Source organism: Paraburkholderia sp. BR10923, from assembly GCF_040948765.1.
Classification (GTDB): domain Bacteria; phylum Pseudomonadota; class Gammaproteobacteria; order Burkholderiales; family Burkholderiaceae; genus Paraburkholderia; species Paraburkholderia youngii.
Window position 1 is genome coordinate 131,612 of sequence record NZ_JBFPKO010000015.1, and the last position, 25,960, is coordinate 157,571.

Sequence of the window (25,960 nt, forward strand, 5' to 3'; positions counted from 1 at the left end):
AGAGCGCATCGCACGTTTTGACTTGCGAGTAGAAATTCCTTTATAATTCAGGGCTTTTCCGCATCCGCGCCCGCGGAAGAAGAACCAGGGAGAGCCTGCACGCGCCTCGATGCGCAAATTACAAGCAGGAAAGAACACATTGGGCGCAGCAATTTTTTTGGATCGATCATGAAGACGTTTTCCGCAAAAGCCCATGAGGTGACGCGCGAATGGTACGTGATTGACGCGACGGATAAGGTTCTCGGGCGTGTCGCCAGCGAAGTGGCACACCGTCTTCGCGGCAAGCACAAGCCTGAATTCACTCCCCACGTCGACACCGGTGATTTCATCATCGTTATCAATGCTGGCAAGCTGAAGGTCACGGGCAACAAGGTTACCGACAAGAAGTACTACCGTCACTCGGGCTACCCGGGCGGTATCTATGAAACGACGTTCGGCAAGATGCAGGAACGCTTCCCGGGCCGCGCGCTCGAGAAGGCGGTCAAGGGCATGCTGCCGAAGGGCCCGCTCGGCTACGCGATGATCAAGAAGCTGAAGGTCTACGCTGACGCAACGCATCCGCATTCGGCACAACAGCCGAAGGCGCTCGAGATCTAAGGGGAGCCCACATGATCGGTAACTGGAATTACGGCACGGGCCGCCGCAAGAGCGCCGTCGCTCGCGTGTTCATCAAGGCAGGCAAGGGCGACATCGTTGTGAACGGCAAGCCCATCGCCGACTACTTCTCGCGCGAAACGTCGCTGATGATCGTGCGTCAGCCGCTGGAACTCACGAACCACGGCACCACGTTCGACATCAAGGTCAACGTGACCGGTGGCGGTGAAACGGGTCAAGCCGGTGCGGTTCGCCACGGCATCACCCGCGCTCTGATGGACTACGACGCAACGCTGAAGCCGCAACTGTCGAACGCTGGCTTCGTTACGCGTGACGCTCGTGAAGTCGAACGTAAGAAGGTCGGCTTCCACAAGGCACGTCGCCGCAAGCAGTTCTCGAAGCGTTAATCGTTTCGGGCGCAATCCGGGGCTTCACGCCGGTTTGCAGCAAAAGCCGCCAACGCCACGAGCGAAGGCGGCTTTTTTTATGCTTCGCTGGCGTTCGCGGCCTGGTCTCGTTCGCTCAGCGGCAACGGCTCGCCTTGCATCGACCTTGCAACAAGAACCCATTGATTTTGTGGGCATCAGCACGATATCCGGAACAGCCCTACAATATCGGCTAAAGCTTTTTGGAGAGTTCGAATGAACGCAGTCACCGACACCCCCGTGACCGAGATGCCGGCCCCCTTCGTCTTCACCGACGCAGCGGCGGACAAGGTCAAGCAACTGATCGATGAGGAAGGCAACCCGGAGCTCAAACTGCGCGTGTTCGTGCAGGGCGGCGGCTGCTCGGGCTTCCAGTACGGCTTCACGTTTGACGAAGCGATCAACGAAGACGACACCGTGATGAACAAGAGCGGCGTGCAGCTTCTGATCGACTCGATGAGCTACCAGTACCTGGTCGGCGCAGAGATCGACTACAAGGATGACATCAACGGCGCGCAGTTCGTCATCAAGAACCCGAACGCGACCACGACCTGCGGTTGCGGTTCGTCGTTTTCGGTCTGAGCGGTAAAAGGCTCATTAAACCACAGGGAAAACGGGGCCTCGGTCCCGTTTTTTTATTGGTTCCGTGCCACCGAAGCAGCGCGCGACGGCAAAAGGCGTCGGTTTCTTCGCCTTGACCTCTCATCAGCGCGGATAAATCGCCCCCAGAACCCGCTCCGCGGACGCCCCCGTCACGCTTGGCAGACTGCCCGGCAGACGCGCGATGCAGCGCATCGCGAGCCATGCGAACGCGAGCGGTTCGACCTGGCTCGGCGGCACGCCCAGCGCGTCGGTCGTCAACACGGGCACGCCGCTTACGCCGCTGTCTTCGAGCGCCTGCTGCAACGCCTTCATGATCTCCGGATTGCGCGCGCCGCCGCCACACACGTACACGGCCCGCGCGTCGGATGCATGCCGCTCGATCTCGCGCGCAACCGTCACCGCGGTCAGCGCGACGAGCGTCGCCTGTACGTCGGCCGGTGCGAGCGCGCCGAACGGCTCGAGCTTCGCATCAAGCCATGCTGTGTTGAACAGATCGCGGCCGGTGCTCTTGGGCGGCTGTTCGGCGAAGAACGGCTCGTCGAGCAGTGCGTTGAGCAGCTTGCGATCGACCTGGCCGCTCGCCGCGAAATGACCGTTTTCGTCGAATGGCTTGCCAAGATGGCGCTCGGCCCAAGCGTCGAGCAGCGCGTTCGCCGGGCCGCAGTCGAAGCCGCGCACCCCGCCGGTCGCGTTCAGGATCGTGATGTTGCTGATGCCGCCAAGATTGCAGACGACACGCGTTTCGTTCTTCGCCCCGAAGATCGTCGCGTGAAAAGCGGGCACGAGCGGCGCGCCCTGGCCGCCCGCCGCGACGTCGCGGCTGCGGAAATCGGCGACCACGTCGATATGCAACATCTCCGCGAGCAGCGCCGGGTTGTTGATCTGCCGCGTATAGCCCTTTTCCGGCCGATGCCGCACGGTCTGCCCATGCACGCCAATGGCACGGACCTCGTCGGCCGATACGCGGCTATCGCGCAGCAGATCGTGGCAGCACACCGTGTAGCGCGTCGCTAGCGCGTTGGCGGCGAGCGCTTCGCGCTCAATCTCGTTGTCCCCCGGCTGTTGCAGCGCGAACAGCGCCTCGCGGATGCCGGCCGAAAAGCCGACGAACGCCTCGGCCAGCACTTCGGGCGGTTTCCCCGTGGCAAACCGGACGGCGACGCCGTCCACACCGTCCATGCTGGTTCCCGACATCAGTCCGAAATAGATGCCGTCTGCGGGATCTTGCGCCACGTCGCTGCTCCTGTCGATGTTCATTGCGATTCGTTGTAGCAGATTATCGGCGCAAACGCCGTAGGTGACGCGAGCCGCAACGAAATCGCCCGTCGCGGGGCCGCACAGGGCGTGTCAGTGGGCGCGGCGGCGCGCATCTATGGGACAATCCTGTTTTTTCGCGACTTCACGTTTCCAGCATGAGCACCGAGTCCACCCAGCCCAATCCCGCTTCCGCCTTCCCGATCACCGACGAAGTCCGTCACGCGCTCGCCGTGACCAAGCGCGGCGTCGACGAACTGCTGATCGAAGACGAATTCGCGCAAAAACTCGCGCGCAGCGCGGCGACGGCCACGCCGCTGCGCATCAAGCTCGGGCTCGATCCAACTGCACCCGACATCCACATCGGCCACACGGTCGTGCTGAACAAGATGCGCCAGTTGCAGGACCTCGGCCACACGGTGATTTTCCTGATCGGCGATTTCACGTCGCTGATCGGCGACCCGTCCGGGCGCAACGCGACCCGCCCGCCGCTCACGCGCGAGCAGATCGAATCGAACGCGAAAACCTACTTCGAGCAGGCCGCGCTCGTGCTCGACCGCGACAAGACCGAGATCCGCTACAACAGCGAATGGTCGATGCCGCTCGGCGCCGACGGCATGATCAAGCTCGCGTCGCGCTACACGGTCGCGCGCATTCTCGAGCGCGAGGACTTCACGAAGCGCTTCCAGGGCGGCGTGCCGATCTCGATCCACGAATTCCTGTACCCGCTGATGCAGGGCTACGACTCGGTCGCGCTGAACGCGGACCTCGAACTCGGCGGCACGGACCAGAAGTTCAACCTGCTGGTCGGTCGCGAGCTGCAGAAGCAGTACGGCCAGGAGCAGCAGTGCATCCTGACGATGCCGCTGCTCGAAGGGCTCGACGGCGTCGAAAAGATGTCGAAGTCGAAGAACAACTACATCGGCATCAGCGAAAAGCCGACCGACATGTTCGGCAAGCTGATGAGCATTTCCGACACGCTGATGTGGCGTTACTTCGAGTTGCTGTCGTTCCGTCCGATGGACGAAATCGCCGGCTTCAAGCGCGAGGCCGAGGCGGGCCGTAACCCGCGCGACTTCAAGGTGATGCTCGGCCAGGAAATCGTTGCGCGTTTCCACTCGCAGGCGGATGCCGAGCGCGCGCTCGAGGACTTCAATCATCGCGCGAAGGGCGGCGTGCCCGACGATATTCCGGCCGTGACGCTCGCGGGCGCACCGCTTGCGATCGGCCAGCTGCTGAAGCAGGCGAACCTCGTGCCGTCGACGAGCGAGGCACTGCGCAACATCGAGCAGGGCGGCGTGAAGATCGATGGCACCGCGGTGTCCGACAAAGGCCTGAAGGTCGAAGCGGGCGAGTACGTCGTGCAGGTCGGCAAGCGCCGCTTCGCACGCGTGACGCTGACGGCGTGATCGCGCTGATCCAACGTGTGCGGCGCGCCGAAGTGCGCGTCGCCGATCGGGTAACCGGCGCGATCGACGCCGGCCTGCTCGCGCTCGTCTGCGCGGAGCGCGGCGACACCGAGGCCGTGGCCGACAAACTGCTCGCCAAGGTGCTCGGCTACCGCGTGTTCAGCGACGCGGCCGGCAAGATGAACCTCTCGGTGCAAAATCTCGACGGCACAGGGCGCGCGGGCGGCCTGCTGCTGGTGTCGCAGTTCACGCTCGCGGCAGATACCAACAGCGGCCTGCGCCCGAGCTTCACGCCGGCCGCGCCACCCCACGAGGGCAAGCGCCTGTTCGACTACTTCGTCACGGCGGCGCGCGCCAAGCATCCGATCGTCGAGACCGGTGAGTTCGGCGCGGAGATGCAGGTGTCGCTTGTCAACGACGGGCCGGTCACGTTCTGGTTGCAGACCAACGCGTAAAAGAGCGCAAACGGTGCGAGCGCGCAGTCGCGGCATGCGAGCCGCGCCGCCGCTTTTTGCGACAATAGCCGTGGACACAACCGCGAACGGCACCTCTCTCTCATGACGACGCAGATCCTGTTTATCCGGCACGGCGAGACCGACTGGAACCGCATCAAGCGCATTCAAGGCCACATCGACATTCCGCTCGCGACGACCGGCATCGCGCAGGCGCAACGTCTCGCGCAGCGCCTCGTCGCCGAGGCGAAGCAGGGCGCGCGGCTCGACGCGATCTATTCGAGCGACCTGCAGCGCGCGCAGCAGACCGCGCAGCCGATCGGCGAGGCGCTCGACCTGCCGCTGCAATCGCGCGAGAACTTGCGCGAGCGCTCGTACGGCGCGTTCCAGGGCCATGACAGCGACGAGATCGCGCTACGTTTCCCCGACGAATACGCGCAGTGGCAAACCCGTGATCCCGGCTTCGCGCCGCCCGGGGGCGAGTCGCACCGCGTGTTCTACCACCGCATCATGCACGCGATCGAGCCGCTCGTCGCCGCGCATCCGGGTGGGCGCATCGTGTGTGTCACGCATGGCGGCGTGCTCGACTGCGTGCACCGTTTTGCAACCAGTATGCCGCTCGACGCACCGCGCAATTACCCGTTGCTGAACACCAGCCTGAACGTCGTGGATTACGGGAACGATCGCGCGACGATCGTGACGTGGGCGGACGTATCGCATCTCGAAGCCGGCAGCGCCGACGATGACGGTTTCAGGAAGGGACCGCAGTCGAAGCGGTAAGCCGAAGCCGACAATGGCCCGGCTCGCGCGGCGCGATCAATCCTGCCGCCGCACCGCCGCCGCGCGCCGCCGCGCCCGCTTCGATACGCCATTGATCAACGCCCAGCGGATTACCGGCGCGACGACCCGCACGCCAGGCCGTGCGAGAGTTCGACGCAGCACCGCGTAGCGATTCAGATCGAGCATCGACTGCGCCCAGTCGGGCAACAGATCGACGCCCGCGTTGAGCATCAGCGTGCCGGCGGGCCGCATCGCGAAGCTCGGTGCCGGCGCGTTCATCAGAATCCTGACGACTTCGCGCGTGCGCTCGCTGGCGACGAGGGCGGGCCGCATCGCGAGCAGGTAGGCCTCGATCTCGGCGCGCGAGCGCGGAATATCGACGGCGCCGAGCATTTCCGCGATGCGCGCGGTTTCCGCGAAGTATTGATCCTGCGCGGCGACCGACAGCACCGGATTCACATAGCGCAGATGCGCGGTCATGAAGCTCGACACCTCCGCGACGTGCACCCACGTCAGCAGCGCGGGCTCACTTGCGCGATACGACTGGCCGTCCGGTGCGACGCCGGTCACGTCGAGATGAATGCGCTTCACACGCTCGATCAACGCGAGCGCATCGCTCTTGCTGCCGTACGTCGTGCCGGCGATGAACGTCGCCGTGCGACGCAGCCGGCCCAGGATGTCGGTGCGAAAACTCGAGTGGTCCCACACGCCCGCGAGCGCGAGCGGATGCAGCGCTTGCAGCAGCAGCGCGCTGATGCCGCCCGCCATCATCGACGTGAAGTCGGCGTGGACTTTCCAGCAGACGGAGTGCGGCCCGAACAGGCCGGGGTCGCCCGGCGGCGACGAGTAATCGAGCACCGGTCCGCTACCGGTCGTCAGATGGGTGACGCTCGCGGCGAGTTTCGAGCGCAGGCGGTGGGTGAGGCGCGCCGCGAAATTGCCGGACGGGTCGCCGGCGGGATTGACGGGTGAACGGTTGGAAGGGCCGGGTTGCTCGGTCTGATCGGACATCCTGGTCGGCCTCGTCGTGTGACTCAATTCGTTGAATTCCACAGACCCGGCAGCGCGCTCGACGAATCCGGCGCGGCCAGCCCGAAGTGCCTATACGTGAGCAGAGTGGCGACGCGGCCGCGCGGCGTGCGCTGCAGGAAGCCCTGCTGGATCAGATACGGCTCGAGCACGTCTTCGATCGTGTCGCGCTCCTCGCCGATCGCCGCCGCGAGATTGTCGACACCGACCGGGCCGCCGTCGAACTTGTACAGGATCGCTTCGAGCAGCTTGCGGTCCATCAGGTCGAAGCCGACCGCGTCGACGTCGAGCATGCTGAGCGCGGCGTCGGCCACCTGCGCGGTGATGTTGCCGTCGGCCTTTACTTCGGCGAAGTCGCGCACGCGCCGCAGCAGGCGGTTCGCGATACGCGGCGTGCCGCGCGCGCGACGGGCGATTTCGAAGGCACCGTCCGGATGGATCTGCGCGCCGAGCAGCGCGGCCGAACGCGTGACGATGCGCGCGAGCTCCTCGGCGTTGTAGAACTCGAGTCGCGCGACGATGCCGAAGCGGTCGCGCAGCGGATTGGTCAGCATGCCCGCGCGCGTGGTCGCGCCGACCAGCGTGAACGGCTGCAGATCGAGCTTCACGCTGCGCGCGGCGGGCCCTTCGCCGATCATGATGTCGATCTGATAATCCTCGAGCGCCGGATAGAGGATTTCCTCGACGACCGGTGAGAGCCGGTGAATTTCGTCGATGAACAGCACGTCGTTGGCTTCGAGATTGGTGAGCAGCGCGGCGAGGTCGCCGGCGCGTTCGAGCACCGGCCCCGACGTTTGCCGCAGATTGACGCCCATCTCGCGCGCGATGATGTGCGCGAGCGTGGTCTTGCCGAGGCCTGGCGGGCCGAACAGCAACACGTGGTCGAGCGATTCGGAACGGCGCTTCGCGGCCTCGATGAAGATTTCGAGCTGGCCGCGGACTTTCTCCTGCCCGACATATTCGTCGAGCTGACGCGGGCGCAGCGCGCGTTCGAACGCTTCTTCGTTCGGCGACACGGGCGTGGCCGCGATGATGCGCTCGGCGGCGAGTTTGTCGGTTTCGATCATCCGCTCATTGTACCGCGCGCGGATCGCGCATCAGCCCTTCGAGAGCGCCTTCAGTGCGAGCTTGATGCCCTCGGACACGCCCGTGCCGGCCGGCACGTTCTTGATCGCCGCGAGCGCTTCTTTTTCCGAGTAGCCGAGCGCGAGCAGCGCATTGAGGATGTCCGACGCATGGTCGGATGGCGACGCGGCGCCCGCCATTGCGCCGAGGTCGGCGCCGAGCTTGCCCTTCAGTTCGAGCAGCAGCCGCTCGGCGGTCTTCTTGCCGATGCCCGGCACACGCGTGAGGCGCGCGGCGTCCTGCATCGTGACAGTCTGCGCGAGCTCCGCGACGCTCATGCCCGACAGCACCGCGAGCGCCATGCGTGCGCCGATGCCGGAAATCTTCAGCAGCTCGCGGAAGGTCGCGCGTTCCTGCGCGGTGCCGAAGCCGTACAGCAGATGCGCGTCTTCGCGCACGATCATCTGGGTGAGCAGCACGATGCGCTCGCCGGTCGACGGCAGGTTGTAGAACGTGCTCATTGGCACGTCCACTTCATAGCCGACGCCGTTGCAGTCGACGAGCAGATGCGGCGGGTTTTTTTCCAGCAGAACGCCGGCGATGCGACCGATCATGGCGGATTACTTTTCAGAGTCGGATGGGAATGCGCGAGTGTAGCGCAGCGGATCGGCGGCGCGAACGGCATCGCGTGTCTACGTTGCGCTAGCCGACCAGACGCCCGCGCCGCACCCGCAGACCCTTCTTCGCGAGCGCCGGTGCGATGCCGCCTAGCGTGCTCAGCGTCGAGCCGCCGTGCGCATGGCAGATGGCCATGCCGAGCGCGTCGGCGGCGTCGGTGCCCGGCACGCCCGACAGGCTCAAGAGCCGCACGACCATCTGCTGCATCTGCTCCTTGGTCGCGCGGCCATAGCCGACCACTGACTGCTTCAGCTGCAGCGCGGTGTATTCGGCGACCGGTACGCCGCCCGCGACGAGCCCGCAGATCGCGGCGCCGCGCGCCTGGCCGAGCAGCAGCGTCGACTGCGGATTGACGTTGACGAAGACTTTTTCGATCGCCGCCTGATCCGGCGCGTGCTCGCGGATCAGCGTCGAGATGCCTGCGAAGATGGTGCCGAGCCGCGACGGCAGATCGGCGTCGGCGGTGCGGATCACGCCGCTCGCGACGTAGCGCAGTGTGTGGCCGTGTTGTTCGATCACGCCGAAGCCGGTCACGCGCAGGCCGGGGTCGATGCCGAGAATTCTCATGAAGTGCCGCACAAGCGATAAAAACCAGGTGCCTGCGATACTACAACGAACGCGGCGTGCGGCGGACCGCTGGCAGCATGCCTGGCGGAATAAAAACTGCTAAAGGCTTTGCACGAGGAGGGCGATCGGGAATGGAGCGCTACCGCAATCTCAGCCGCGACTCGGGCGTCGACGCCTATGAAATCGGCGACGATTTCATCAAGGTGCGCTTTCGGCCGGGTGTCGTGTATTGGTACACAGAGGCAAGTGTCGGCGCCGAGCATCTCTCGGTGCTGAAGCGTCTCGCGCGGCGCGGCCAGGGTTTGGGCACGTACATCAGCCAGCATGCGCAAGTGCGGGACGGTTACGCCCGCAAAGAGCCGGACGATTGAACGCGTCGCCGCAAAACGAAAGGCCCGGCGGGACAACCCGCCGGGCCTTTTTTCAGCTACCGAACTTCAGCCGATCAATGACGGAAGTGACGCACGCCCGTCAGCACCATCGCGATGTTGTGCTCGTCGGCGGCCATGACCACTTCGTCGTCGCGCACCGAGCCACCCGGCTGGATCACGCAGGTCGCGCCTGCAGCGACCACGACGTCGAGACCGTCGCGGAACGGGAAGAACGCGTCCGATGCGACCGCCGAACCGGCCAGCGTCAGGCCGGCGTTCTGCGCCTTGATGCTCGCGATACGCGCCGAGTCCACGCGGCTCATCTGACCCGCGCCGACGCCGAGCGTCATGCCGTTCGCGCAGAACACGATCGCGTTCGACTTCACGTACTTCGCGACACGCCATGCGAACAGCAAATCGTCCATTTCCTTCGGCGTCGGATGACGCTTCGTGACGACGCGCAACTCGCGCGGCTGCACGTTCTTCGAGTCGAGCGACTGCACCAGCAGGCCGCCACCGACGCGCTTCAGATCGAAAGTGTTGTGGCCTTCGCCCAGCGCGATTTCGAGCAGACGCACGTTCTGCTTCGCCGCGAACACCTGACGCGCTTCGGCGCTGAACGACGGCGCGATCAGCACTTCGACGAACTGCTTCGCAACGGCTTGCGCCGCCGCTTCGTCGACTTCACGGTTGAACGCGATGATGCCGCCGAACGCCGAAGTCGGGTCGGTCTGGAACGCCTTCGAGTACGCTTCGTGCGCGTTCGCGCCCACCGCAACGCCGCACGGATTCGCGTGCTTGACGATCACGCAGGCCGGCACGTCGAAGGTCTTCACGCATTCCCACGCCGCGTCGGAGTCGGCGATGTTGTTGTACGACAGTTCCTTGCCCTGCAACTGGTTGTAGTTCGCGAGCGCGCCGTCCGGCACGGTCAGGTCGCGGTAGAACGCTGCGCTCTGGTGCGGGTTTTCGCCGTAGCGCAGGTCCTGCACCTTGTTGAACGCCATGTTGAAGGTGGCCGGGTACTCGTTGCGCGACGAGTGCTGCAACTCGTCGGTCAGGCTCGTCAGGTAGTTCGTGATCGCGCCGTCGTACTGTGCGGTGTGCGCGTACACCTTGGTCGCGAGACGGAAGTTCGTCTTGTACGACACCGTGTTGCCGTTCGCTCGCATTTCGTCGAGCACGACCGCGTAGTCGGCCGGATCGACCACCACCGTCACGTCACGATGATTCTTCGCGGCCGAGCGCAGCATCGTCGGGCCGCCGATGTCGATGTTCTCGATCGCGTCTTCGAGCGAGCACTGTTCCTTCGACACGGTCTGCACGAACGGGTACAGGTTCACGACCAGCAGGTCGATGGTCGGAATGTCGTGCTTCTCGAGCGCGGCCATATGCTCGGGCAGATCGCGGCGCGCGAGGATGCCCCCGTGCACCTTCGGATGCAGCGTTTTCACGCGCCCGTCGAGCATTTCCGGGAAGCCCGTGTAGTCGGCGACTTCGGTGACGGACAGGCCCGCGTCCGCGAGCAGTTTCGCGGTGCCGCCGGTCGACAGGATCTTGATGCCAAGGTCCGACAGCGATTTGGCGAAGTCGACGATGCCGGACTTGTCGGAAACGGAGATGAGCGCTTGCTTGATCATGATGAAGACGAAAAGCCGAAGGGGAAACGTGGCAGGGCGCGAGAAACTGCAACGCGCTACAGCAAACCGTGTTGTTGCAGCTTCTTGCGCAGCGTATTGCGGTTGATGCCGAGATACTCGGCGGCCAGCGACTGGTTACCGTTGGCCTGCTCGAGCACCACTTCGAGCAAGGGTTTTTCCACGCATGAAATGACCATGTCGTAGACGTCGTGCGGATTGGAGCCGTCGAGATCCTGAAAATACACATCCAGGCTGTCGCGGACAGATTGTTCGATGTTGTTCTTGCTCATGCTGCTAGTCGGTCGGTGTTGTCCTCGCCCTGGCTGTCGAGCCCGGGGTTGCCGGGCGCTTCGTCGACGTAGACGAGGCGGTCTGAGATCGCCTTTTGCGCGTCAAAGAACTCGTTGACGGCGAGGAGTTGTTCGCGCGTGGTGTCCAGCGTATTCATGCGATGCCGGAACAGGTTGGCGCCGGAAAGGCCGCGAGTGTACCAGCCGATGTGCTTGCGCGCAGTGCGGACACCGGTAAATTCCCCGTAAAAAGCGTAGTGATCTTCGAGATGTTCGTTCATCACCTGCTGGATTTCGTCGATGCGCGGCGGCGGCAGCAGCTCGCCCGTTTGCAGGAAATGTTCGATCTCGCGGAACAGCCACGGACGACCCTGCGCGGCCCGCCCGATCATGATCGCGTCCGCGCCGGTCGCGGCCAACACCTCGCGCGCCTTTTGCGGCGACGTGATGTCGCCGTTCGCGACGACCGGAATGTTGACCGCCGCTTTCACGGCGGCGATGGTTTCGTACTCGGCGTCGCCGTGGTACAGGTCGGCGCGCGTGCGGCCGTGCACGGTCAGCATCGAAATGCCCGCGGCTTGTGCGAGACGCGCGACGTTCAGCGCGTTTTTGTTCTCGCGATTCCAGCCGGTGCGGATTTTCAGCGTGACGGGTACCGCGTCGGGCCCGACGCCAACCGCGTTTACGACGGCCTCGACAATGCGCTGCACGAGCGGTTCGTTCTGCAGCAGCGCCGAGCCGGCTGCCACGTTGCAAACCTTCTTGGCCGGGCAGCCCATGTTGATGTCGATGATCTGCGCGCCGTTCGCGACGTTGTAGCGGGCGGCCTCGGCCATCATGTCCGGGTCGGCGCCAGCGATCTGCACCGCTATCGGTTCGACCTCGCCCTCGTGATTCGCGCGGCGCATGGTCTTTTCGCTTTTCCACAACTGAGCGTTCGACGCGACCATTTCCGACACCGCGTAGCCCGCGCCGAGCCGTTTGCACAGCTGGCGGAACGGCCGGTCGGTCACGCCGGCCATCGGGGCGACGAACAGGTTATTGCGCAGAATGTGGGGGCCGAGAATGGGCATGACGTGAGCGTGCGCCGACGTCGGGTCAGATTTGACAATCGTGACGGCCGGCGCAGCGCGAAATGCGAGGGAAAACCACCATTTTAGCGTTAACGGGTTGCCGGGACTCGCGAACCGGGTCTCGTAACCTGTTAAATCTTCTATGAAAGTCGCGCGGCTCATAGAGCCGCGCGGCGTTTTGCGTCCTTAGCGGCGCTGGCCGAACATCATCTGGCGGGCGAGCGCGGTTTTCACCGGCGGGACGAATTCGAGTGCGGTCAGCGCGAGGCCGCGCAGTACCGCGAGCGGCGCGAAGTCGATGGTAAACAGGCGCGCGAGCGTGTCGGTCGAACCGATCGTCAGGCGCCGGTCGAGCGCGCGGCGCTGCGCGAAAGTGGCGAGCGCGAGCGGTGTCGGGCCCTCGGCCGACAGCGCATCGGCGAGAGCGTGCGCGTCTCGCAGGCCCAGGTTGAGGCCTTGGCCCGCCACCGGATGCAAGGTCTGCGCCGCATTGCCGATCGCGACGATGTGGCCGTTCACGAGCGTGTCGACCGTGTTGAGACCGAGCGGAAACGACGCACGGCCCTTGATGTGCGTAAAGCGGCCCATGCGGTCGCCGAACGCGGCATCGAGCTCGCGCAGGAACGCTTCGTCGGAGAGCTGAGCGCGGCGCGCGGCTTCGTCGGGCGCGCAGCACCAGACGAGCGCGTAGTCGGCGCCGCGCACGCCGCCCATCGGCAGCAGCGCGATCGGGCCTTGCGACGTGAAGCGCTCCCATGCGACGTGCGGCTGCGGTGCGGACACGGTGACCGTGCCGACCAACGCGGTCTGGCCGTAGTCGCGCGAGCCGGCGTGATTTTTACCGATGCTGCGTGCGCCGGCGTCTTCGCCCGTGGCGCGGCTCGGGTTTTTCGCGTGCTTCTGGTCGCCGAACAGGCCGCCCTCGGCGTTCACCAGAATACGCGTGCGCAACTGGCGCGCGACGCCCGCGGTTTCGATCGGCAGCGTGACGCCGTCGAGCTCCTGAACCGGCGCACCGGCCGACGTCGAGCGGAACCAATGGACCGGCGTCGCGTGCACGGCGTCGGCGAGGCCATGCACGATCGAGCCGTAACGCAGCACGTAGCCGAGCGCGGGCAGGCCGTGCTCGCGATGATCGATCAGCGTGCGGCCGAAATGACCGCGCTGCGACACGTGGATGCGCTCGATCGCGGTGGCGTCGGCCGGCCAGCGCAGCGGCTCGAGGATCATCCGGCTGCCGTGCGAGACCGCGATCGCGCGCGGATCGGCGATCGAGTCTTCCGGCTCGCGCGCGTCGACGAGCGCGATCTTCAGCTCGCGCGTCACGCTGCGGCGCGCGAGCCAGCCGGCGAGCGCGAGGCCGACCGGACCGGCGCCGACGATCGTCACATCGAAATCGAACCCTTGCTGGTGGGAGGCGGGCCTCAAGATCACCGCCGCTGGAGACGCTTCATTCATCGCCGATCAGGTCCTCTGTTGATGAGCCGCTCGTGCTTCCTGCATCAGCGCCTCGATCTCGTCGGCGGCGACCGGCACGTCGCGCGTGATCAGCTCGCAGCCGGTCGGCGTGACGATCGCGTCGTCCTCGATGCGGATGCCGATGTTCCAGTAGCGCTCGGGCACACCTTCGGCCGCGCGCACGTACAGGCCCGGCTCGATCGTCAGCGTCATCGACGCGCGCAGCGTGCGCCACGGCAGCGCGCCCGCTTCGTCGCGCGGCGCGCCGCGCTCGCGGTAGTCGCCGCAGTCGTGCACGTCCATGCCGAGCCAGTGGCCGGTGCGGTGCATGTAGAACGGCGCGTAGGCGCGCTCGGCGATCACGTCGTCGACCGATGCGAACTTCGCGCGCGGCACGATGCCGGTGTCGAGCAGCCCCTGCGCCAGCACGCGCAGCGCGGCCTGATGCGGATCGTCGAAGCTCGCGCCGGCGCGCGTCGCATCGACGGCGGCCTGCTGCGCGGCCAGCACGATGTCGTACAGCTCGCGCTGCGCCGGCGTGAACCGGCCGCTCGCCGGGAACGTGCGCGTGATGTCGGACGCATAGCCGTCGAGTTCGCAGGCCGCGTCGATCAGGATCAGGTCGCCGTCGCGCGCGATCGCGTTGCCGGCGGGGTAGTGCAGCACGCACGCGTTCGCGCCGGCCGCGACGATCGACGTATAGGCTGGCGCCTGCGCGCCGAACTTGCGGAACGTATAGAGCAGTTCGGCCTCGAGTTCGTACTCGCGGATACCGGGCCGGCACACCGCCATCGCGCGACGATGCGCGGCCGCCGAAATCTGCCCGGCGCGGCGCATGATCGCGAGCTCGTGGTCGTCCTTGACGAGCCGCATCTCGTCGAGCAATGGCAGCAGATCGCGCGCGGCCGTGGGTGTGACGGTGCCGCTGCGGCTTTGCGCACGCACAGCGTCGAGCCAGCCGCGCACCTGCCCGTCCAGATGCGCCGAGGTGCCGAGCGCATAGTGCAGCGCCGGCTTGTCGGCGATGATGCGCGGCAACTGCGTGTCGAGTTCGCCGATCGGGAACGCGGCATCGAGCCCGAATGCTTCGCGCGCGCCGTCGGGGCCGAAGCGGAAGCCTTCCCACGTTTCACGCTCGACGCTCTTTTCGCGGCAGAACAGCACCGACGCGGGCGCGCCGGGCGCAGCGCTGGCATCGAGCACCAGCAGCGCTTCGGGCTCGGTGAAGCCGGTCAGATAATAGAAGTAGCTGTCGTGGCGGTACGGATAGTCGGCATCGCGGTTGCGCAGCGCTTCCGGCGCGGTCGGGACGATGACGACGCCGCCGCCCGCGGCGCGCAGCGCGGCGAGAACGCGCTCGCGGCGCGTGCGGTGGACGTCGATGGCGATGGTGGGTTCGGTCGGCTGGTTCATCGTGCGATTGTAGCGCCGCGTGTCTCCTGGCCCCATTCTCCGCGCACGACATCGACTCCCTTTGTGCGGATTCCGACGGCGCGGCGGCCGCCGTCATGTTGCAATCCGTCCACAGCGGCTCGGCGAGCAGTTCGCGAAGATGCCGCCAGCACGTTCGCGAAAGCCTTAGACCACTTATACTTTCGCCGGATTCAGAAAAAGGCAGAAGGTCATGATGAAACTCATCGGTTCGTTCGGCAGCCCGTATGTGCGTAAAGCGCGCATCGTGCTCGCCGACAAGAAGATCGACTACGAACTGGTGCCCGAGAACGTCTGGGCGCCGGATACCCGGATTCACACCTTCAACCCCCTCGGCAAGGTGCCGTGCCTCGTGATGGAAGACGGCGAAGCCGTGTTCGATTCACGCGTGATCTGCGAATACGTCGATACGCTGTCGCCGGTGGGCAAGCTGATTCCGCCGTCCGGGCGCGAGCGCATCGAAGTGCGCTGCTGGGAGGCGCTCGCCGACGGCGTGCTCGACGCGGCCGTGCTCATCCGGCTCGAAAGCACGCAGCGGGCGCCCGAGCAGCGCGTGGACGCATGGGTCGCGCGGCAGCAGCGCAAGATCGACGAAGCGCTGATCGCGATGTCGCAGGGGCTTGGCAGCAAGCCGTGGTGCGCGAGCAATCACTACACGCTGGCCGACATCGCGATGGGCTGTGCGCTCGGCTATCTGGACTTCCGTATGCCGGAACTGAACTGGCGCGAAGCGCATCCGAACCTCGACAAGCACTTCCAGAAGCTGTCGCAGCGGCAGTCGTTCATCGATACGGCGCCGAAGGATTGATGAAGCTCGAATGAGCATAAAAAAATGCGCCTGCATGTCAGGCGCATTTTTTTTGCGGGCGGTGTTCGTTTGACGTGGGCGCCGGCGTTACCGCTTGCCGTTGCGCCGCCGCGCGATCCCCGGTCCGAACGCGAAACCGATCGCGAGCAGCAGCACCGACACCGCGAGCACCGTGTTGTTGCCGCTCGTCACGTAAGGTGTGTTGCCGGCGGTGCCTTGCACGTTGACGTCGAGCGAGCCGACCGTGTATGGCGTCAGGCGCCCGATCACGCGGCCGTTCGCGTCGATCGCGGCGGTCATCCCGGTGTTGGTTGCGCGCAGCATCGGCCTGCCGGTTTCGAGCGAGCGCATGCGCGCGATCTGCAGATGCTGGTCGAGCGCGATCGTGTCGCCGAACCACGCGAGATTGGTCGAGTTGATCAGCACGCCGGCGGGCGTCGCGTTCTCGCGCAGCGTGCGCGCGATTTCCTCGCCGAAGATGTCCTCGTAGCAGATGTTCACCGCGACCGGCTGGTTATGCACCATGAATGGCTTTTGCACAGGCGGGCCACGGAAGAAGTCGCCGAGCGGAATGTTCATCAGGTTCACGAACCAGCGGAAACCCCACGGCACGAATTCGCCGAACGGCACCAGATGGTGCTTGTCGTAGCGGTAGATTTCGTGCGAGCCGGGCGTGACGCCGAACAGGCTGTTGGTGTAGTCGACCACCCGGCCGTCCGGCGTGATCGTGCCGCCGATCGCGCCGAACAGCAGCGAGCTGCCGGTCGAATCGGTGAATTGGCGGATCGCGGCCGCGAAGTTCGGCGGCATTTGCTGCGCGAGCACGGGGATCGCGGTTTCCGGCGTGACGATCAGATCGGCCGGCTTCGACGTGATCATTTTCTGATACTCGTCGACCGCCGCGCGCAAGCCGGCTTCCTCGAATTTCATCTCCTGCTTCACGTTGCCTTGCAGCAGGCGCACCGTCAGCGGCGCATTGGCGGGTGTCGTCCACTGCACGAGCGGCAGCAGCAGGCCGATCACGAGCAGCGCGAGCGCGACGCAGGCTGGCACGGCGATGGCGGCAACGCGCGTGCCGCGGCCACGCGCGGCGCGGCTGTCGACGTCACCAGCGGCGCCGGCGTTCGGCTCGCGCGATTCATTGGCACGCCCGGGGCGCCACGACGGCAGCAGCGCCAGCAATGCCTGCACGATCAACGCGGCCGTCAGCGCGACCATCCAGCCGACGCCATATACGCCGACCACGGGCGCAAACCCGGCCAACGGGCCGTCGACTTGCGCGTAACCGGTGGTGAGCCAGGGAAAGCCGGTGAACACCGTGCCGCGCAGCCATTCGCCGATCGCCCACGCGCTGGCAAAAGCCAGCGCGCCGTGCCAGGTCGGCGAGAATGGCGCGCGGTCGTCGGCCGCGCCGTTGCGCGCATGGCCCGCGCAGAACGACCATATCCCCGCGGCGAGCGCCGGGTAGAGCGCGAGATACAGCGAGAACAGCACGAGCGCCGTGCCGGCGAGTGGCGCCGGCATGCCGCCGTAGTAGTGCATGCTCACATACAGCCACCAGACCCCGCTCACGAAGTTGCCGAAGCCGAACGCGCCGCCCGTCAGCGCGGCGCTTTTCCAGCCGGTGCTGCGCGTGAGCCACGCGAAGAAGAACACGAAGATCGCGAGTTGCAGCCAGCCGCCATGCGGCGTCGGCGCGAACGACAGCGTATTGGCCGCGCCCGCGGCCAGTGCGACGAGGTAGTGCCAGCGCGGCAGCGCGCGGCTGCGCGTGACGTCGTCGGTGGCAGCGGGGGCGGGAGCGCTCACGCCGCGGTGCGAACGGGAAGTGATCGGGTCGGCCATTGTTGCGCGGTCGGCGTCGGAAGTTGAAAGGGTAAATCAGCAGGCAAACGAGTCGGCCACATGCGCCCGCAATAACAACGCGCGGGCGCTCGGGCCGTGCATCGGCCCGAGCCGCCGGTTCAGGTCTGCACGTGCTGCGACTCGCGTTCGCGCTGGCCCGCGAGCGGGTCGCGGCGCACCAGCAGCATGTGGATCTGGCGGGCGTCACCGCGCAGGATCTCGAAGATCAGATCGTCGAGGCGCACTTTCTCGCCCCGATGCGGCACCCGGCCGAAGTGATGCGTGACCAGCCCGCCGATCGTGTCGACTTCTTCGTCTGAATAATGCGTGCCGAAGGTGTCGTTGAACTGCTCGATCTCGGTCAGCGCGCGCACCCGGAAGCGTCCGTCCGGCGACGCGATGATGTTGCCGCTTTCCTCGTCGAAATCGTATTCGTCCTCGATGTCGCCGACGATCTGCTCCAGCACGTCTTCGATCGTGATCAGGCCCGCGACGCCGCCGTATTCGTCGACGACCACCGCGAGGTGGTTACGGTTCACGCGAAAGTCGTGCAGCAGCACGTTCAGCCGCTTCGACTCGGGGATGAACACGGCCGGGCGCAGCATGCCGCGCACGTCGAATTCTTCTTCGGCGTAGTAGCGCAGCAGATCTTTCGCGAGCAGCACGCCGATGATGTTGTCGCGATTGCCCTCGTAGACTGGATAGCGCGAATGCGCTTTCTCGAGCACGTAGGGGATGAATTCGGCGGGATTGTCGGCGATGTTGATCGCGTCCATTTGTGCGCGCGGCACCATGATGTCGCGCGCGCTCAGTTCCGAGACCTGGAACACGCCTTCGATCATCGACAGCGAGTCGGCGTCGATCAGGTTGCGCTCGTGCGCGTCCTGCAGAATTTCCAGAAGTTCGGCCCGCGAGTCGGGTTCGGGCGAGATGAAGTCGGTCAGGCGTTCGAGCAGCGAGCGCTTTTCCTGCGGTTTGTCGAGATGGCGTCCGGTATGGCGTCGACTGGGATACGTGTCGTTCATGGTAGTGCGCCCGGCGAGACTGGGCGCGCTGTTACAGAGCGTTAAGGATACACCAGGCACATGGCGGAACCGTGTCCGGCCGGGCCTGGCGATGAGTGAAGCCGAGGTGAAACGGCCGCGCCGCGAAGGCGGAGCGTGGAATCATCCTAACCGATTACGCGGTCAAAAGCGCTCGCCGGCAAAAAAGTCGCGGGTGGGGTTTTCGCCGAGATGACGAAATTACACGACCGGCTTGCAGCGCGCGAGCAGCGCTTCGAGCGCGCGGTCCGGCATGCCGCTTTCGCGCAGCGCATGCACGGTACGGCTTACGTAGTCGAAAGTCGTGCCGTAGCGGCCGCTCGCGCAGCCCAGCACGGTCTGAATGATGTCGTCGCGCAGCTTGCCGGTGTAGCTCGGCACGTCGCGGCGCATCACGAAGGCGAGCGCGTCGACGCGCCGGCCGTCCGCGAGTACGCACGGCAGCCACGCGGGACGGTACGAGCCCATCGGCATTTCGCGGCGCCACAGTGCTTCGAGATGCGGCATCGAGCCATCGGCTGCGAGCCGGAACGCCATGCCGGTGCACGAGCCGCCGCGATCCAGCGCGAGCACGAGGCCGGGCTGCTCGGGCGTGCCGCGATTCACACGCGACCACAGATAGAGGCCGCGGTGATAGCCGTGCACCTTCGAGCGCATCGCTTCGACGGTGGGCAGTCCCGGGTTCCAGATCAGCGAGCCATAGCCGAACAGCCACAGATCGCTCTGGCGGTCCCAGCCGCGCAACGTGCATTCAAGCGACGCGCGCAGTTCGTCGTCAGTCAGAAGCCGCGAGTCGCCGAGCACCGGCGGGTAGTCCGGACAGCGCACGGGAATCTCGGTTTCGGGGGACGGAGTGCTCACGGGGGGGGGGGCGGTTGGAGGAGGGGCGGGGACGTCTATTGATAAGGGTCCGGAAAGCCGAGCCTGGCGAGGATTTCGGTTTCGATCGCCTCCATTTCCTCGGCTTCTTCTTCAACCTCGTGGTCGTAGCCTTGTGCATGCAGCGTGCCGTGCACGAGCAGGTGCGCGTAATGCGCGGCAAGCGGTTTGCCCTGCTCGGCGGCTTCCTTCTCGATCACCGGGCAGCACAGAATCAGATCGCCCGTCACCGGGTCGTCTTCCGATTCGGCATAGGCGAAGGTCAGCACGTTGGTCGCATAGTCCTTGCCGCGATAGGTGCGGTTCAGCGTGCGGCCTTCTTCGGCGTCGACGAAGCGAACCGTCAGTTCGCCGTCCGCGAACAGCGCCGCCTTGATCCAGCCGGCCACCGTCGCGCGCGGCAGTAGCGCCTTGTGTTCCGGCCAGGCTTTGGCAGCGGGGAATTGCAGGCTCAGCGTTAGTTTTGGGGTGCGGCTCATGCGGTTTCTGTGCGTGGCGTTCGTGGCTCAGTCGTTTTTTGCGGCGTGGCGGCGAGGCCACGCGGGCCTCGCGCTGCGAAGCGCATCGCTTTAGCGCGAATCGGCCGCGGCGGTCGATTTCTGCGCATGCGCATCGTACGCCTCCACAATTCGCGCGACCAGCGGATGGCGCACCACGTCCGCGCTCGTGAAGCGCGTGAGCGCGATGCCGCGCACGTTCGCGAGCACTTGCTGCGCTTCGATCAGCCCGCTCTTCTGGCCGCGCGGCAGGTCGACCTGGGTCGTGTCGCCGGTGACGACCGCCTTCGAGCCGAAGCCGATCCGCGTGAGGAACATCTTCATCTGCTCGGGCGTGGTGTTCTGCGCCTCGTCGAGGATGATGAACGCGTGATTCAGCGTGCGGCCGCGCATGTACGCGAGCGGCGCGATTTCGATCATCTGCCGCTCGAACATCTTCGCGGTTTTGTCAAAGCCGAGCAGGTCATACAACGCGTCGTACAGCGGACGCAGATACGGATCGACCTTTTGCGCCAGATCGCCCGGCAAAAAACCGAGCCGCTCGCCTGCTTCGACGGCCGGGCGCGTCAGCACGATGCGTTTGACCTGGTCGCGCTCGAGCGCGTCGACCGCGCAGGCCACCGCGAGGTAGGTCTTGCCGGTGCCGGCCGGGCCGACGCCGAAGGTGACGTCGTGCGACACGATCTGCTTCAGGTACTCGCGTTGCGCCGGCGTGCGGCCGCGCAAATCCGCGCGCCGCGTGTACAGCTTCGGGCCGTATTCCTCGAAGTCGTCTTCGCTCGCATTGGCATCGGCGGGCTGGTCGAACGGATGATCGGGATTGCCGGTGAAGCGCGTGTCGACGGCGTCGCCGCCATTGCCATTGCCGTTGCCGTTCGAACGATGGCGCGCCGGATGGCGCACTTCGACGAGCGCGAGCTGGATGTCGTCGACTGACAAGGGCTCGCGTGCGCTGTTGTAGAAGTTTTCGAGCGCGGTGAGCGCGAGTTTCGCGCCGCGCCCGCGGATCGTGATGCGGTGGCCACGGCGCTGCAGGGTCACGTCGAGCGCCTGCTCGATCTGCCGCAGATTTTCGTCGAGCGGTCCGCAGAGGTTGGCGAGCCGCGCGTTGTCATCGCGCGGTGCGGTGAATTCCAGATGCTGCTGAGTGGTCTTCAAGGCGGTGAGTCGATCCTGTCGGTTGCGATACTCAGAATGTCGGTCAGTGCGCTTAGCGTGCTCAGTGCGTCACGGCGGCGCCGTCGTCGTGAACCATCACCAGTTCGCCGCGCAGCGAGTGCGGGTACGCGTGCACGATCTTCACGTCGACCATCTGACCGATCAGCCGTGCATGCGACGCCACCGACGCCGGGAAATTGACGACGCGGTTGTTCTCGGTGCGGCCCGCGAGCTCGTTCGGGTCCTTGCGCGCCGGGCGCTCGACCAGAATGCGCTCGACCTTGCCGACCATCGCGTCGCTGATGCGCTGCACGTTCTCTTCGATCGTGGCCTGCAGATGCTGCAGACGTTTCAGCTTCACCTCGCGCGGCGTGTCGTCGTGCAGGTTCGCGGCCGGCGTACCGGGGCGCGGGCTGTAGATGAACGAGAAGCTCGTGTCGTACTTCATCTCTTCGACGAGCGCCATCATCTTCGCGAAGTCTTCCTCGGTCTCGCCGGGGAAGCCGACGATCATGTCCGTCGACAGCGACAGATCCGGGCGGATCGCGCGCAGCTTGCGGATCACGGACTTGTACTCGAGCACGGTGTAGCCGCGCTTCATTGCCATCAGGATGCGGTCGGAGCCGTGCTGCACGGGCAGATGCAGGTGACTGACGAGCTTCGGCACCTTCGCATAAGTGTCGATCAGGCGCTGCGTGAATTCCTTCGGATGCGACGTCGTGTAGCGAATCCGTTCGATGCCGGGGATGTCCGCGACGTATTCGATCAGCGTCGCGAAGTCGGCGATCTCGGTCGAACCGACCGTAAGCGCGCCACCGAATTTGCCACGATAAGCGTTCACGTTCTGGCCAAGCAGCGTGACTTCGCGCACGCCCTGGTCGGCGAGGCCGGCGATTTCGGTCAGCACGTCGTCGAGCGGACGCGACACTTCCTCGCCGCGCGTGTACGGCACGACGCAGTAGCTGCAGTACTTGCTGCAGCCTTCCATGATCGACACGAACGCGCTCGGACCTTCGACGCGCGCCGGCGGCAGGTGATCGAACTTCTCGATTTCGGGAAACGAAATATCGACCTGCGCGCGGCCGCTCGCGCGACGCTCGTCGATCATCTGCGGCAGGCGGTGCAGCGTTTGCGGACCGAACACGATATCGACGTACGGCGCGCGCGCGACGATCGATGCGCCTTCCTGGCTAGCGACGCAGCCACCCACGCCAATGATCAGATTCGGATTCGCGTCCTTCAGCTCGCGCACGCGGCCGAGGTCGGAGAAGACTTTTTCCTGCGCTTTTTCGCGCACCGAGCAGGTATTGAACAGGATCACGTCGGCGTCTTCCGGCGTGTCGGTCTTGACGAGTCCTTCAGCGGCACCGAGCACGTCGACCATCTTGTCGGAGTCGTACTCGTTCATCTGGCAGCCAAAGGTTTTTACATAAACTTTCTTGGTCATCGAATTTCGCCGGTCGCAGTGGTTAACCTGGGGGCGTCGTAAAAAGGTGAAGGAGGCCGCGGCGCGGGGCAGCGCGGCGCTTGATGGCCGGCTTGCGCGTGTCTCTGCAGCGTAACTGCATATTATAGCCCTTCACGCTGCGGGGGTTTTAGCGCTCATGAGGCGCTCATTGGCTGCTCCAGCGGCAGTCCCAGCGGGCTTCCCGGTTGATCCGACACCTGCGCGAAGCGCTCGGCGAGGAAATCGAGCAGCGCGCGCACGTTCGCCCAAGGCGCGTGAGTCGTCAGTTGCTTGCCTCCGCCATGCTGATAACAGTGTGACGATAACTTCGTTGGGCGCGGCGAGAGCCGATGCTATCTTGCCTCCACTTACTGCTCTTGCGCCGCTGGGCGGCGCTCTGGAGGCCAATATGCATTCCCCGCTCGCGCTGGTCCGCGATCCTTCGGCCGATGGCGATACCAACGCCGCGCCGCGCTCTGCCGAACCGTTCGATGCGCTCGAACAGCTGGTCGGCGTGAATCTGGCGCGGCTGCGCGCCGAACGCCAGCTTTCGCTCGATGCGCTGGCGCGCGCGTCCGGCGTGTCGCGCGCGATGCTCGCGCAAATCGAGTCGGCGCGCAGCGTGCCGTCGATCAAAGTGCTGTGCAAGGTGGCGGCGGCGCTGAAGGTGTCGGTGGCGGCGTTCCTGCGGCGTCACGCGACCAACGGCTTCGAGCATCTGCCGGCCGAGCGTTCGGCCCGCGTGGTCAGCGCGAACGGGCGCTACTCGGTGCGCCCGCTGTATCCCGACGACGAGTCGATCGCCGCCGAGTTTCACGAGCTGCGGATCGCGCCGCTGCATACGGAGGCGGGCATTCGCCGCGCGCCGGGCACGACGGTGAATCTGGTGGTCAGCGACGGCACGCTCGAAGTCAGCGTGCACGACCAGCGCCAGCTGCTCGCGACCGGCGACGCGATCGTGTTCGACGCCGACCAGCCGCACAGCCTGCGCAATCCCGGCGACACCGAGGCGCGCGCGTTTCGCGTGACGCTGCGAGCTGAGGCGCCGCCGCGCTGGGAAGTGCGGGCCGCGAGCGCCGCGCGCGATGAGGCTGCGTGCGAAGGCGTGCCGGGTTGAGAATCCACGGCATTCGAGGTTCTGGGGCAGCTCGGGGCGTCGATGCAGGGCCAACGCCGCCAGTAGGGTCTTTGTTCGTCGCGCTGCAGCGCTTGCGCGACTGTTGTATGCTTCGCCGGCCGGTCAAACCGGCAATCAGTGCGTCTTCAGGGCGGGGTGCAATTCCCCACCGGCGGTAGGCCGACAGCGCGACAGCGTGAGCCGGCAAGCCCGCGAGCGCCCGCATCGAGTGGTCTTCGCAGTAGCGGAGATTGCGGCGGGGTCAGCAGATCTGGTCAGAAGCCAGAGCCGACGGTGATAGTCCGGATGGAAGAAGATGTGCAGATAGTCATGTGCGTTCCGCGATGCCGCCCGTAGCTTGGGCGGCTGACTATCGTCCGCTTTCGTGCGGCGTGCCAGGCGGCAGCGCGTCAGTCTGTTTGCAATGCCCTGAAACGTTTTTCGCCCAACTTTTGCGATGAGCGTTTCAACATGTCCTTTGCTACTTTTCCCGCTCCGTCGACGATTGCAGACGATGCCTTCGCCGATCTTCCCCTGCTTGCCACCGAAGCCGTTCCGCCGCGTATCGCCGCCGCCTTGCAGGCACTGCGCGAGGGTCGCGCCGTGGTGCTGCAGGACGACCACGACCGCGAGAACGAAGCCGATCTGATCGTCGCGGCCGAGCGCCTGTCGGTCGAAACGATGGCGCTCCTGATCCGCGAATGCAGCGGCATCGTGTGTCTGTGCCTGCCCGACGACAAGATCCGCGCGCTCGAACTGCCGCCGATGGCCGTCAACAACGAAAGCCGTCACGGCACCGCGTTCACTGTGTCGATCGAAGCGCGCGAAGGCGTCAGCACCGGCGTGTCCGCGCAGGATCGCGTGACTACGATCCGCGCTGCGATCGCCGATACGGCCACGCCCGCCGACATCGTGCGCCCTGGCCACGTGTTCCCGCTGCGCGCGATGCCCGGCGGCGTGCTGGCACGGCGCGGCCACACCGAAGGCACCGTCGATCTGGCGATCCTCGCGGGCCTGACGCCGGCCGGCGTGCTGTGCGAACTGATGAACGCCGATGGCACGATGACGCGCGGTGCGGACGTCGAACGCTTTGCCGCGCAACACGATCTGCCGATGCTGACGATCGCCGAGCTGGTCGAGTTTCGCGAGACGCTCGCGCGGGTGCGCGAGGGCGCGCTGGCCGAGGCTTGACGGGCCATCATGCTTCGAGCGGCACGCAGTGCCATGACGCAAAAAGCCGGTTCTTCGCAAGAAGAACCGGCTTTTTTATCGGCGTTGCGCGAAACCGCTACGACTGCACGTCGCCGAACTCGCCGCGCACGCCCGCGTCGATCAGCGCCGGCAGTTCATCCATATGCTTGATGATTCGCGTGATGCCCATCGCGCGCAGCGCATCCGCATAGCCGTCCGGAATATGGCTCGCGCCGACGAAGGCGATCGTCTTCATGCCGGCCGCGCGCGCCGCGTTCAGGCCCGAGACGCTGTCTTCGACGACGAGGCAGCGCGCGGGCTCGACGCCGAGCGACGTGGCCGCGAACAGATAGACATCGGGATAGGGCTTTGGCCGCGCGACCTGCTCGGCGCTGAACACCCGCTCGCCGAAAATCTGCTGCAGACCGGCCCGCCGCACCGATGCGCTCACACGTGTCATGCGGCTGTTCGACACGACTGCGGCCGGCAGCGTCACGCGCTGCAGCGCGTCGCGCACACCGTGGATCGGACCGAGCGACGCGGCGAGCGCGAGCTCGACGTTGTGCTCGATCGTATCGAGGAAGTTCGCGGGCAGAGTGATGTCGAACTGCTTTTCGAGGCCGGCGAGAAAGCGCGAGGTTTGCTGGCCGAACGCGGTTTTGATGACGGGGGCGAAATCGATGCCGGGAAAGGTGGCCGTCAGCGTGTCGAACATCACGCGATCGGCGATGACTTCACTGTCGACGAGCACGCCGTCGCAGTCACAGATGAGGTGGTCGATCATGCCTGAAAAACGATAAGCGCAACGCGCGCGGGCGGCGGGTTGCGGGGCCCGCTCGCCGGGGTGAAAAGCGAC

The 25,960-nt window shown here is 65.6% G+C and carries 27 protein-coding genes and 1 riboswitch; of the genes, 10 read left to right on the forward strand and 17 right to left on the reverse strand.

Going from position 1 to position 25,960, the window contains the following annotated elements:
* The first annotated feature begins 168 nt into the window (after positions 1–168).
* The 3 genes from rplM (at position 169) to erpA (ending at position 1,601) form a co-directional block, all read left to right on the forward strand.
* Entirely contained in the window at positions 169–597 is a 429-nt protein-coding gene (rplM, locus tag AB3X94_RS25590; protein ID WP_013090508.1) for a 50S ribosomal protein L13, read from the forward strand.
* An 11-nt stretch (positions 598–608) separates the two neighbouring features.
* Positions 609–1,001, forward strand: a complete 393-nt coding sequence (gene rpsI, locus AB3X94_RS25595; RefSeq protein WP_013090507.1) for a 30S ribosomal protein S9 — start codon at positions 609–611, stop codon at positions 999–1,001.
* Positions 1,002–1,235: 234 nt separating this feature from the next.
* Positions 1,236–1,601, forward strand: coding sequence for an iron-sulfur cluster insertion protein ErpA (gene erpA / locus AB3X94_RS25600; protein ID WP_013090506.1), 366 nt, complete (start codon positions 1,236–1,238; stop codon positions 1,599–1,601).
* Positions 1,602–1,724: 123 nt separating this feature from the next.
* On the opposite strand, the gene AB3X94_RS25605 is transcribed toward erpA, so the two are convergent.
* Positions 1,725–2,855 carry an anhydro-N-acetylmuramic acid kinase gene (locus tag AB3X94_RS25605; protein ID WP_176110248.1) on the reverse strand — a complete coding sequence of 377 codons (1,131 nt, stop codon included), beginning with the start codon at positions 2,853–2,855 and terminating at the stop codon, positions 1,725–1,727.
* A 179-nt stretch (positions 2,856–3,034) separates the two neighbouring features.
* Here AB3X94_RS25605 and tyrS point away from each other — a divergent pair, with 179 nt between their 5' ends.
* The 3 genes from tyrS to AB3X94_RS25620 all read left to right on the forward strand — a co-directional run bounded on the left by tyrS (position 3,035) and on the right by AB3X94_RS25620 (position 5,517).
* On the forward strand, positions 3,035–4,285 hold the full coding sequence (tyrS, locus tag AB3X94_RS25610) for a tyrosine--tRNA ligase (RefSeq protein ID WP_176105082.1): 1,251 nt from the start codon (positions 3,035–3,037) through the stop codon (positions 4,283–4,285).
* A complete protein-coding gene (gene dtd, locus AB3X94_RS25615; protein WP_176105083.1) occupies positions 4,282–4,740 on the forward strand; it encodes a D-aminoacyl-tRNA deacylase in 459 nt (152 codons plus the stop codon). Before tyrS ends, dtd begins: the two co-directional genes overlap by 4 nt.
* 102 nt (positions 4,741–4,842) lie before the next feature.
* On the forward strand, positions 4,843–5,517 hold the full coding sequence (locus AB3X94_RS25620) for a histidine phosphatase family protein (protein ID WP_368613073.1): 675 nt from the start codon (positions 4,843–4,845) through the stop codon (positions 5,515–5,517).
* Positions 5,518–5,553: 36 nt separating this feature from the next.
* Here the strand turns inward: AB3X94_RS25620 and AB3X94_RS25625 are convergent, their stop codons facing one another.
* The 4 genes from AB3X94_RS25625 to ruvC all read right to left on the reverse strand — a co-directional run bounded on the left by AB3X94_RS25625 (position 5,554) and on the right by ruvC (position 8,856).
* Complete coding sequence (locus AB3X94_RS25625) at positions 5,554–6,528, reverse strand: oxygenase MpaB family protein (protein ID WP_176105085.1); 975 nt, start codon at positions 6,526–6,528, stop codon at positions 5,554–5,556.
* Positions 6,529–6,551: 23 nt separating this feature from the next.
* Positions 6,552–7,613 carry a Holliday junction branch migration DNA helicase RuvB gene (ruvB, locus tag AB3X94_RS25630; RefSeq protein ID WP_013090500.1) on the reverse strand — a complete coding sequence of 354 codons (1,062 nt, stop codon included), beginning with the start codon at positions 7,611–7,613 and terminating at the stop codon, positions 6,552–6,554.
* A gap of 30 nt (positions 7,614–7,643) precedes the next feature.
* Positions 7,644–8,225 (reverse strand): Holliday junction branch migration protein RuvA, encoded by a 582-nt coding sequence (gene ruvA / locus AB3X94_RS25635; RefSeq protein ID WP_018421776.1) that lies wholly within the window; start codon positions 8,223–8,225, stop codon positions 7,644–7,646.
* An 88-nt stretch (positions 8,226–8,313) separates the two neighbouring features.
* Entirely contained in the window at positions 8,314–8,856 is a 543-nt protein-coding gene (gene ruvC, locus AB3X94_RS25640; RefSeq protein WP_008919621.1) for a crossover junction endodeoxyribonuclease RuvC, read from the reverse strand.
* 131 nt (positions 8,857–8,987) lie between these two features.
* Here ruvC and AB3X94_RS25645 point away from each other — a divergent pair, with 131 nt between their 5' ends.
* Positions 8,988–9,227 (forward strand): hypothetical protein, encoded by a 240-nt coding sequence (locus AB3X94_RS25645; RefSeq protein WP_368613074.1) that lies wholly within the window; start codon positions 8,988–8,990, stop codon positions 9,225–9,227.
* Between the two features lie 74 nt (positions 9,228–9,301).
* On the opposite strand, the gene purH is transcribed toward AB3X94_RS25645, so the two are convergent.
* The 5 genes from purH to AB3X94_RS25670 all read right to left on the reverse strand — a co-directional run bounded on the left by purH (position 9,302) and on the right by AB3X94_RS25670 (position 15,101).
* On the reverse strand, positions 9,302–10,867 hold the full coding sequence (purH, locus tag AB3X94_RS25650; protein WP_368613075.1) for a bifunctional phosphoribosylaminoimidazolecarboxamide formyltransferase/IMP cyclohydrolase: 1,566 nt from the start codon (positions 10,865–10,867) through the stop codon (positions 9,302–9,304).
* Between the two features lie 56 nt (positions 10,868–10,923).
* On the reverse strand, positions 10,924–11,157 hold the full coding sequence (locus AB3X94_RS25655; protein WP_013090496.1) for a Fis family transcriptional regulator: 234 nt from the start codon (positions 11,155–11,157) through the stop codon (positions 10,924–10,926).
* A complete protein-coding gene (gene dusB, locus AB3X94_RS25660; protein ID WP_176105088.1) occupies positions 11,154–12,230 on the reverse strand; it encodes a tRNA dihydrouridine synthase DusB in 1,077 nt (358 codons plus the stop codon). The genes AB3X94_RS25655 and dusB overlap by 4 nt, the downstream gene beginning before the upstream one ends.
* A gap of 186 nt (positions 12,231–12,416) precedes the next feature.
* A complete protein-coding gene (locus AB3X94_RS25665) occupies positions 12,417–13,688 on the reverse strand; it encodes a UbiH/UbiF/VisC/COQ6 family ubiquinone biosynthesis hydroxylase (RefSeq protein ID WP_368613076.1) in 1,272 nt (423 codons plus the stop codon).
* A gap of 6 nt (positions 13,689–13,694) precedes the next feature.
* Complete coding sequence (locus AB3X94_RS25670; protein WP_368613077.1) at positions 13,695–15,101, reverse strand: aminopeptidase P N-terminal domain-containing protein; 1,407 nt, start codon at positions 15,099–15,101, stop codon at positions 13,695–13,697.
* A gap of 211 nt (positions 15,102–15,312) precedes the next feature.
* On the opposite strand from AB3X94_RS25670, the gene AB3X94_RS25675 reads away from it, so the two are divergent.
* On the forward strand, positions 15,313–15,927 hold the full coding sequence (locus AB3X94_RS25675) for a glutathione S-transferase C-terminal domain-containing protein (protein ID WP_176105091.1): 615 nt from the start codon (positions 15,313–15,315) through the stop codon (positions 15,925–15,927).
* Positions 15,928–16,014: 87 nt separating this feature from the next.
* Here AB3X94_RS25675 and lnt read toward each other — a convergent pair whose 3' ends face one another.
* The 6 genes from lnt to miaB form a co-directional block, all read right to left on the reverse strand.
* The gene (lnt, locus tag AB3X94_RS25680) at positions 16,015–17,772 is read right to left on the reverse strand and encodes an apolipoprotein N-acyltransferase (RefSeq protein ID WP_368613078.1); all 1,758 of its coding nucleotides are present in this window, start codon (positions 17,770–17,772) and stop codon (positions 16,015–16,017) included.
* A 119-nt stretch (positions 17,773–17,891) separates the two neighbouring features.
* Positions 17,892–18,797 (reverse strand): HlyC/CorC family transporter, encoded by a 906-nt coding sequence (locus tag AB3X94_RS25685; protein WP_176105093.1) that lies wholly within the window; start codon positions 18,795–18,797, stop codon positions 17,892–17,894.
* 219 nt (positions 18,798–19,016) lie between these two features.
* Positions 19,017–19,676 carry a gamma-glutamylcyclotransferase gene (locus AB3X94_RS25690; protein ID WP_176105094.1) on the reverse strand — a complete coding sequence of 220 codons (660 nt, stop codon included), beginning with the start codon at positions 19,674–19,676 and terminating at the stop codon, positions 19,017–19,019.
* Positions 19,677–19,711: 35 nt separating this feature from the next.
* Positions 19,712–20,173, reverse strand: a complete 462-nt coding sequence (gene ybeY, locus AB3X94_RS25695; RefSeq protein ID WP_176105095.1) for an rRNA maturation RNase YbeY — start codon at positions 20,171–20,173, stop codon at positions 19,712–19,714.
* Positions 20,174–20,263: 90 nt separating this feature from the next.
* Entirely contained in the window at positions 20,264–21,349 is a 1,086-nt protein-coding gene (locus AB3X94_RS25700) for a PhoH family protein (protein ID WP_368613079.1), read from the reverse strand.
* A gap of 61 nt (positions 21,350–21,410) precedes the next feature.
* Positions 21,411–22,796: a tRNA (N6-isopentenyl adenosine(37)-C2)-methylthiotransferase MiaB gene (gene miaB / locus AB3X94_RS25705; RefSeq protein WP_368613080.1), complete on the reverse strand. Its 1,386-nt coding sequence runs from the start codon at positions 22,794–22,796 to the stop codon at positions 21,411–21,413.
* Positions 22,797–23,205: 409 nt separating this feature from the next.
* On the opposite strand from miaB, the gene AB3X94_RS25710 reads away from it, so the two are divergent.
* Both AB3X94_RS25710 and ribB read left to right on the forward strand, forming a co-directional pair.
* The gene (locus AB3X94_RS25710; protein WP_176105098.1) at positions 23,206–23,913 is read left to right on the forward strand and encodes a helix-turn-helix domain-containing protein; all 708 of its coding nucleotides are present in this window, start codon (positions 23,206–23,208) and stop codon (positions 23,911–23,913) included.
* A gap of 138 nt (positions 23,914–24,051) precedes the next feature.
* Positions 24,052–24,235, forward strand: a riboswitch (FMN riboswitch).
* Between the two features lie 149 nt (positions 24,236–24,384).
* A complete protein-coding gene (gene ribB / locus AB3X94_RS25715) occupies positions 24,385–25,104 on the forward strand; it encodes a 3,4-dihydroxy-2-butanone-4-phosphate synthase (protein ID WP_368613081.1) in 720 nt (239 codons plus the stop codon).
* A 97-nt stretch (positions 25,105–25,201) separates the two neighbouring features.
* Here the strand turns inward: ribB and AB3X94_RS25720 are convergent, their stop codons facing one another.
* Positions 25,202–25,888 (reverse strand): HAD family phosphatase, encoded by a 687-nt coding sequence (locus AB3X94_RS25720; RefSeq protein WP_176105100.1) that lies wholly within the window; start codon positions 25,886–25,888, stop codon positions 25,202–25,204.
* Between the last annotated feature and the right edge of the window lie 72 nt (positions 25,889–25,960).

Excerpts from the sequence above, each read along its gene's own strand:
- rplM (WP_013090508.1), top strand. The coding sequence starts at position 169 with ATGAAGACGTTTTCCGCAAAAGCCCATGAGGTGACGCGCGAATGGTAC.
- rpsI (WP_013090507.1), top strand. The coding sequence starts at position 609 with ATGATCGGTAACTGGAATTACGGCACGGGCCGCCGCAAGAGCGCCGTC.
- erpA (WP_013090506.1), top strand. The coding sequence starts at position 1,236 with ATGAACGCAGTCACCGACACCCCCGTGACCGAGATGCCGGCCCCCTTC.
- tyrS (WP_176105082.1), top strand. The coding sequence starts at position 3,035 with ATGAGCACCGAGTCCACCCAGCCCAATCCCGCTTCCGCCTTCCCGATC.
- AB3X94_RS25620 (WP_368613073.1), top strand. The coding sequence starts at position 4,843 with ATGACGACGCAGATCCTGTTTATCCGGCACGGCGAGACCGACTGGAAC.
- AB3X94_RS25625 (WP_176105085.1), bottom strand. The coding sequence starts at position 6,528 with ATGTCCGATCAGACCGAGCAACCCGGCCCTTCCAACCGTTCACCCGTC.
- ruvB (WP_013090500.1), bottom strand. The coding sequence starts at position 7,613 with ATGATCGAAACCGACAAACTCGCCGCCGAGCGCATCATCGCGGCCACG.
- ruvA (WP_018421776.1), bottom strand. The coding sequence starts at position 8,225 with ATGATCGGTCGCATCGCCGGCGTTCTGCTGGAAAAAAACCCGCCGCAT.
- ruvC (WP_008919621.1), bottom strand. The coding sequence starts at position 8,856 with ATGAGAATTCTCGGCATCGACCCCGGCCTGCGCGTGACCGGCTTCGGC.
- AB3X94_RS25645 (WP_368613074.1), top strand. The coding sequence starts at position 8,988 with ATGGAGCGCTACCGCAATCTCAGCCGCGACTCGGGCGTCGACGCCTAT.
- purH (WP_368613075.1), bottom strand. The coding sequence starts at position 10,867 with ATGATCAAGCAAGCGCTCATCTCCGTTTCCGACAAGTCCGGCATCGTC.
- AB3X94_RS25655 (WP_013090496.1), bottom strand. The coding sequence starts at position 11,157 with ATGAGCAAGAACAACATCGAACAATCTGTCCGCGACAGCCTGGATGTG.
- dusB (WP_176105088.1), bottom strand. The coding sequence starts at position 12,230 with ATGCCCATTCTCGGCCCCCACATTCTGCGCAATAACCTGTTCGTCGCC.
- AB3X94_RS25665 (WP_368613076.1), bottom strand. The coding sequence starts at position 13,688 with ATGAATGAAGCGTCTCCAGCGGCGGTGATCTTGAGGCCCGCCTCCCAC.
- AB3X94_RS25670 (WP_368613077.1), bottom strand. The coding sequence starts at position 15,101 with ATGAACCAGCCGACCGAACCCACCATCGCCATCGACGTCCACCGCACG.
- AB3X94_RS25675 (WP_176105091.1), top strand. The coding sequence starts at position 15,313 with ATGATGAAACTCATCGGTTCGTTCGGCAGCCCGTATGTGCGTAAAGCG.
- lnt (WP_368613078.1), bottom strand. The coding sequence starts at position 17,772 with ATGGCCGACCCGATCACTTCCCGTTCGCACCGCGGCGTGAGCGCTCCC.
- AB3X94_RS25685 (WP_176105093.1), bottom strand. The coding sequence starts at position 18,797 with ATGAACGACACGTATCCCAGTCGACGCCATACCGGACGCCATCTCGAC.
- ybeY (WP_176105095.1), bottom strand. The coding sequence starts at position 20,173 with ATGAGCCGCACCCCAAAACTAACGCTGAGCCTGCAATTCCCCGCTGCC.
- miaB (WP_368613080.1), bottom strand. The coding sequence starts at position 22,796 with ATGACCAAGAAAGTTTATGTAAAAACCTTTGGCTGCCAGATGAACGAG.
- AB3X94_RS25710 (WP_176105098.1), top strand. The coding sequence starts at position 23,206 with ATGCATTCCCCGCTCGCGCTGGTCCGCGATCCTTCGGCCGATGGCGAT.
- ribB (WP_368613081.1), top strand. The coding sequence starts at position 24,385 with ATGTCCTTTGCTACTTTTCCCGCTCCGTCGACGATTGCAGACGATGCC.
- AB3X94_RS25720 (WP_176105100.1), bottom strand. The coding sequence starts at position 25,888 with ATGATCGACCACCTCATCTGTGACTGCGACGGCGTGCTCGTCGACAGT.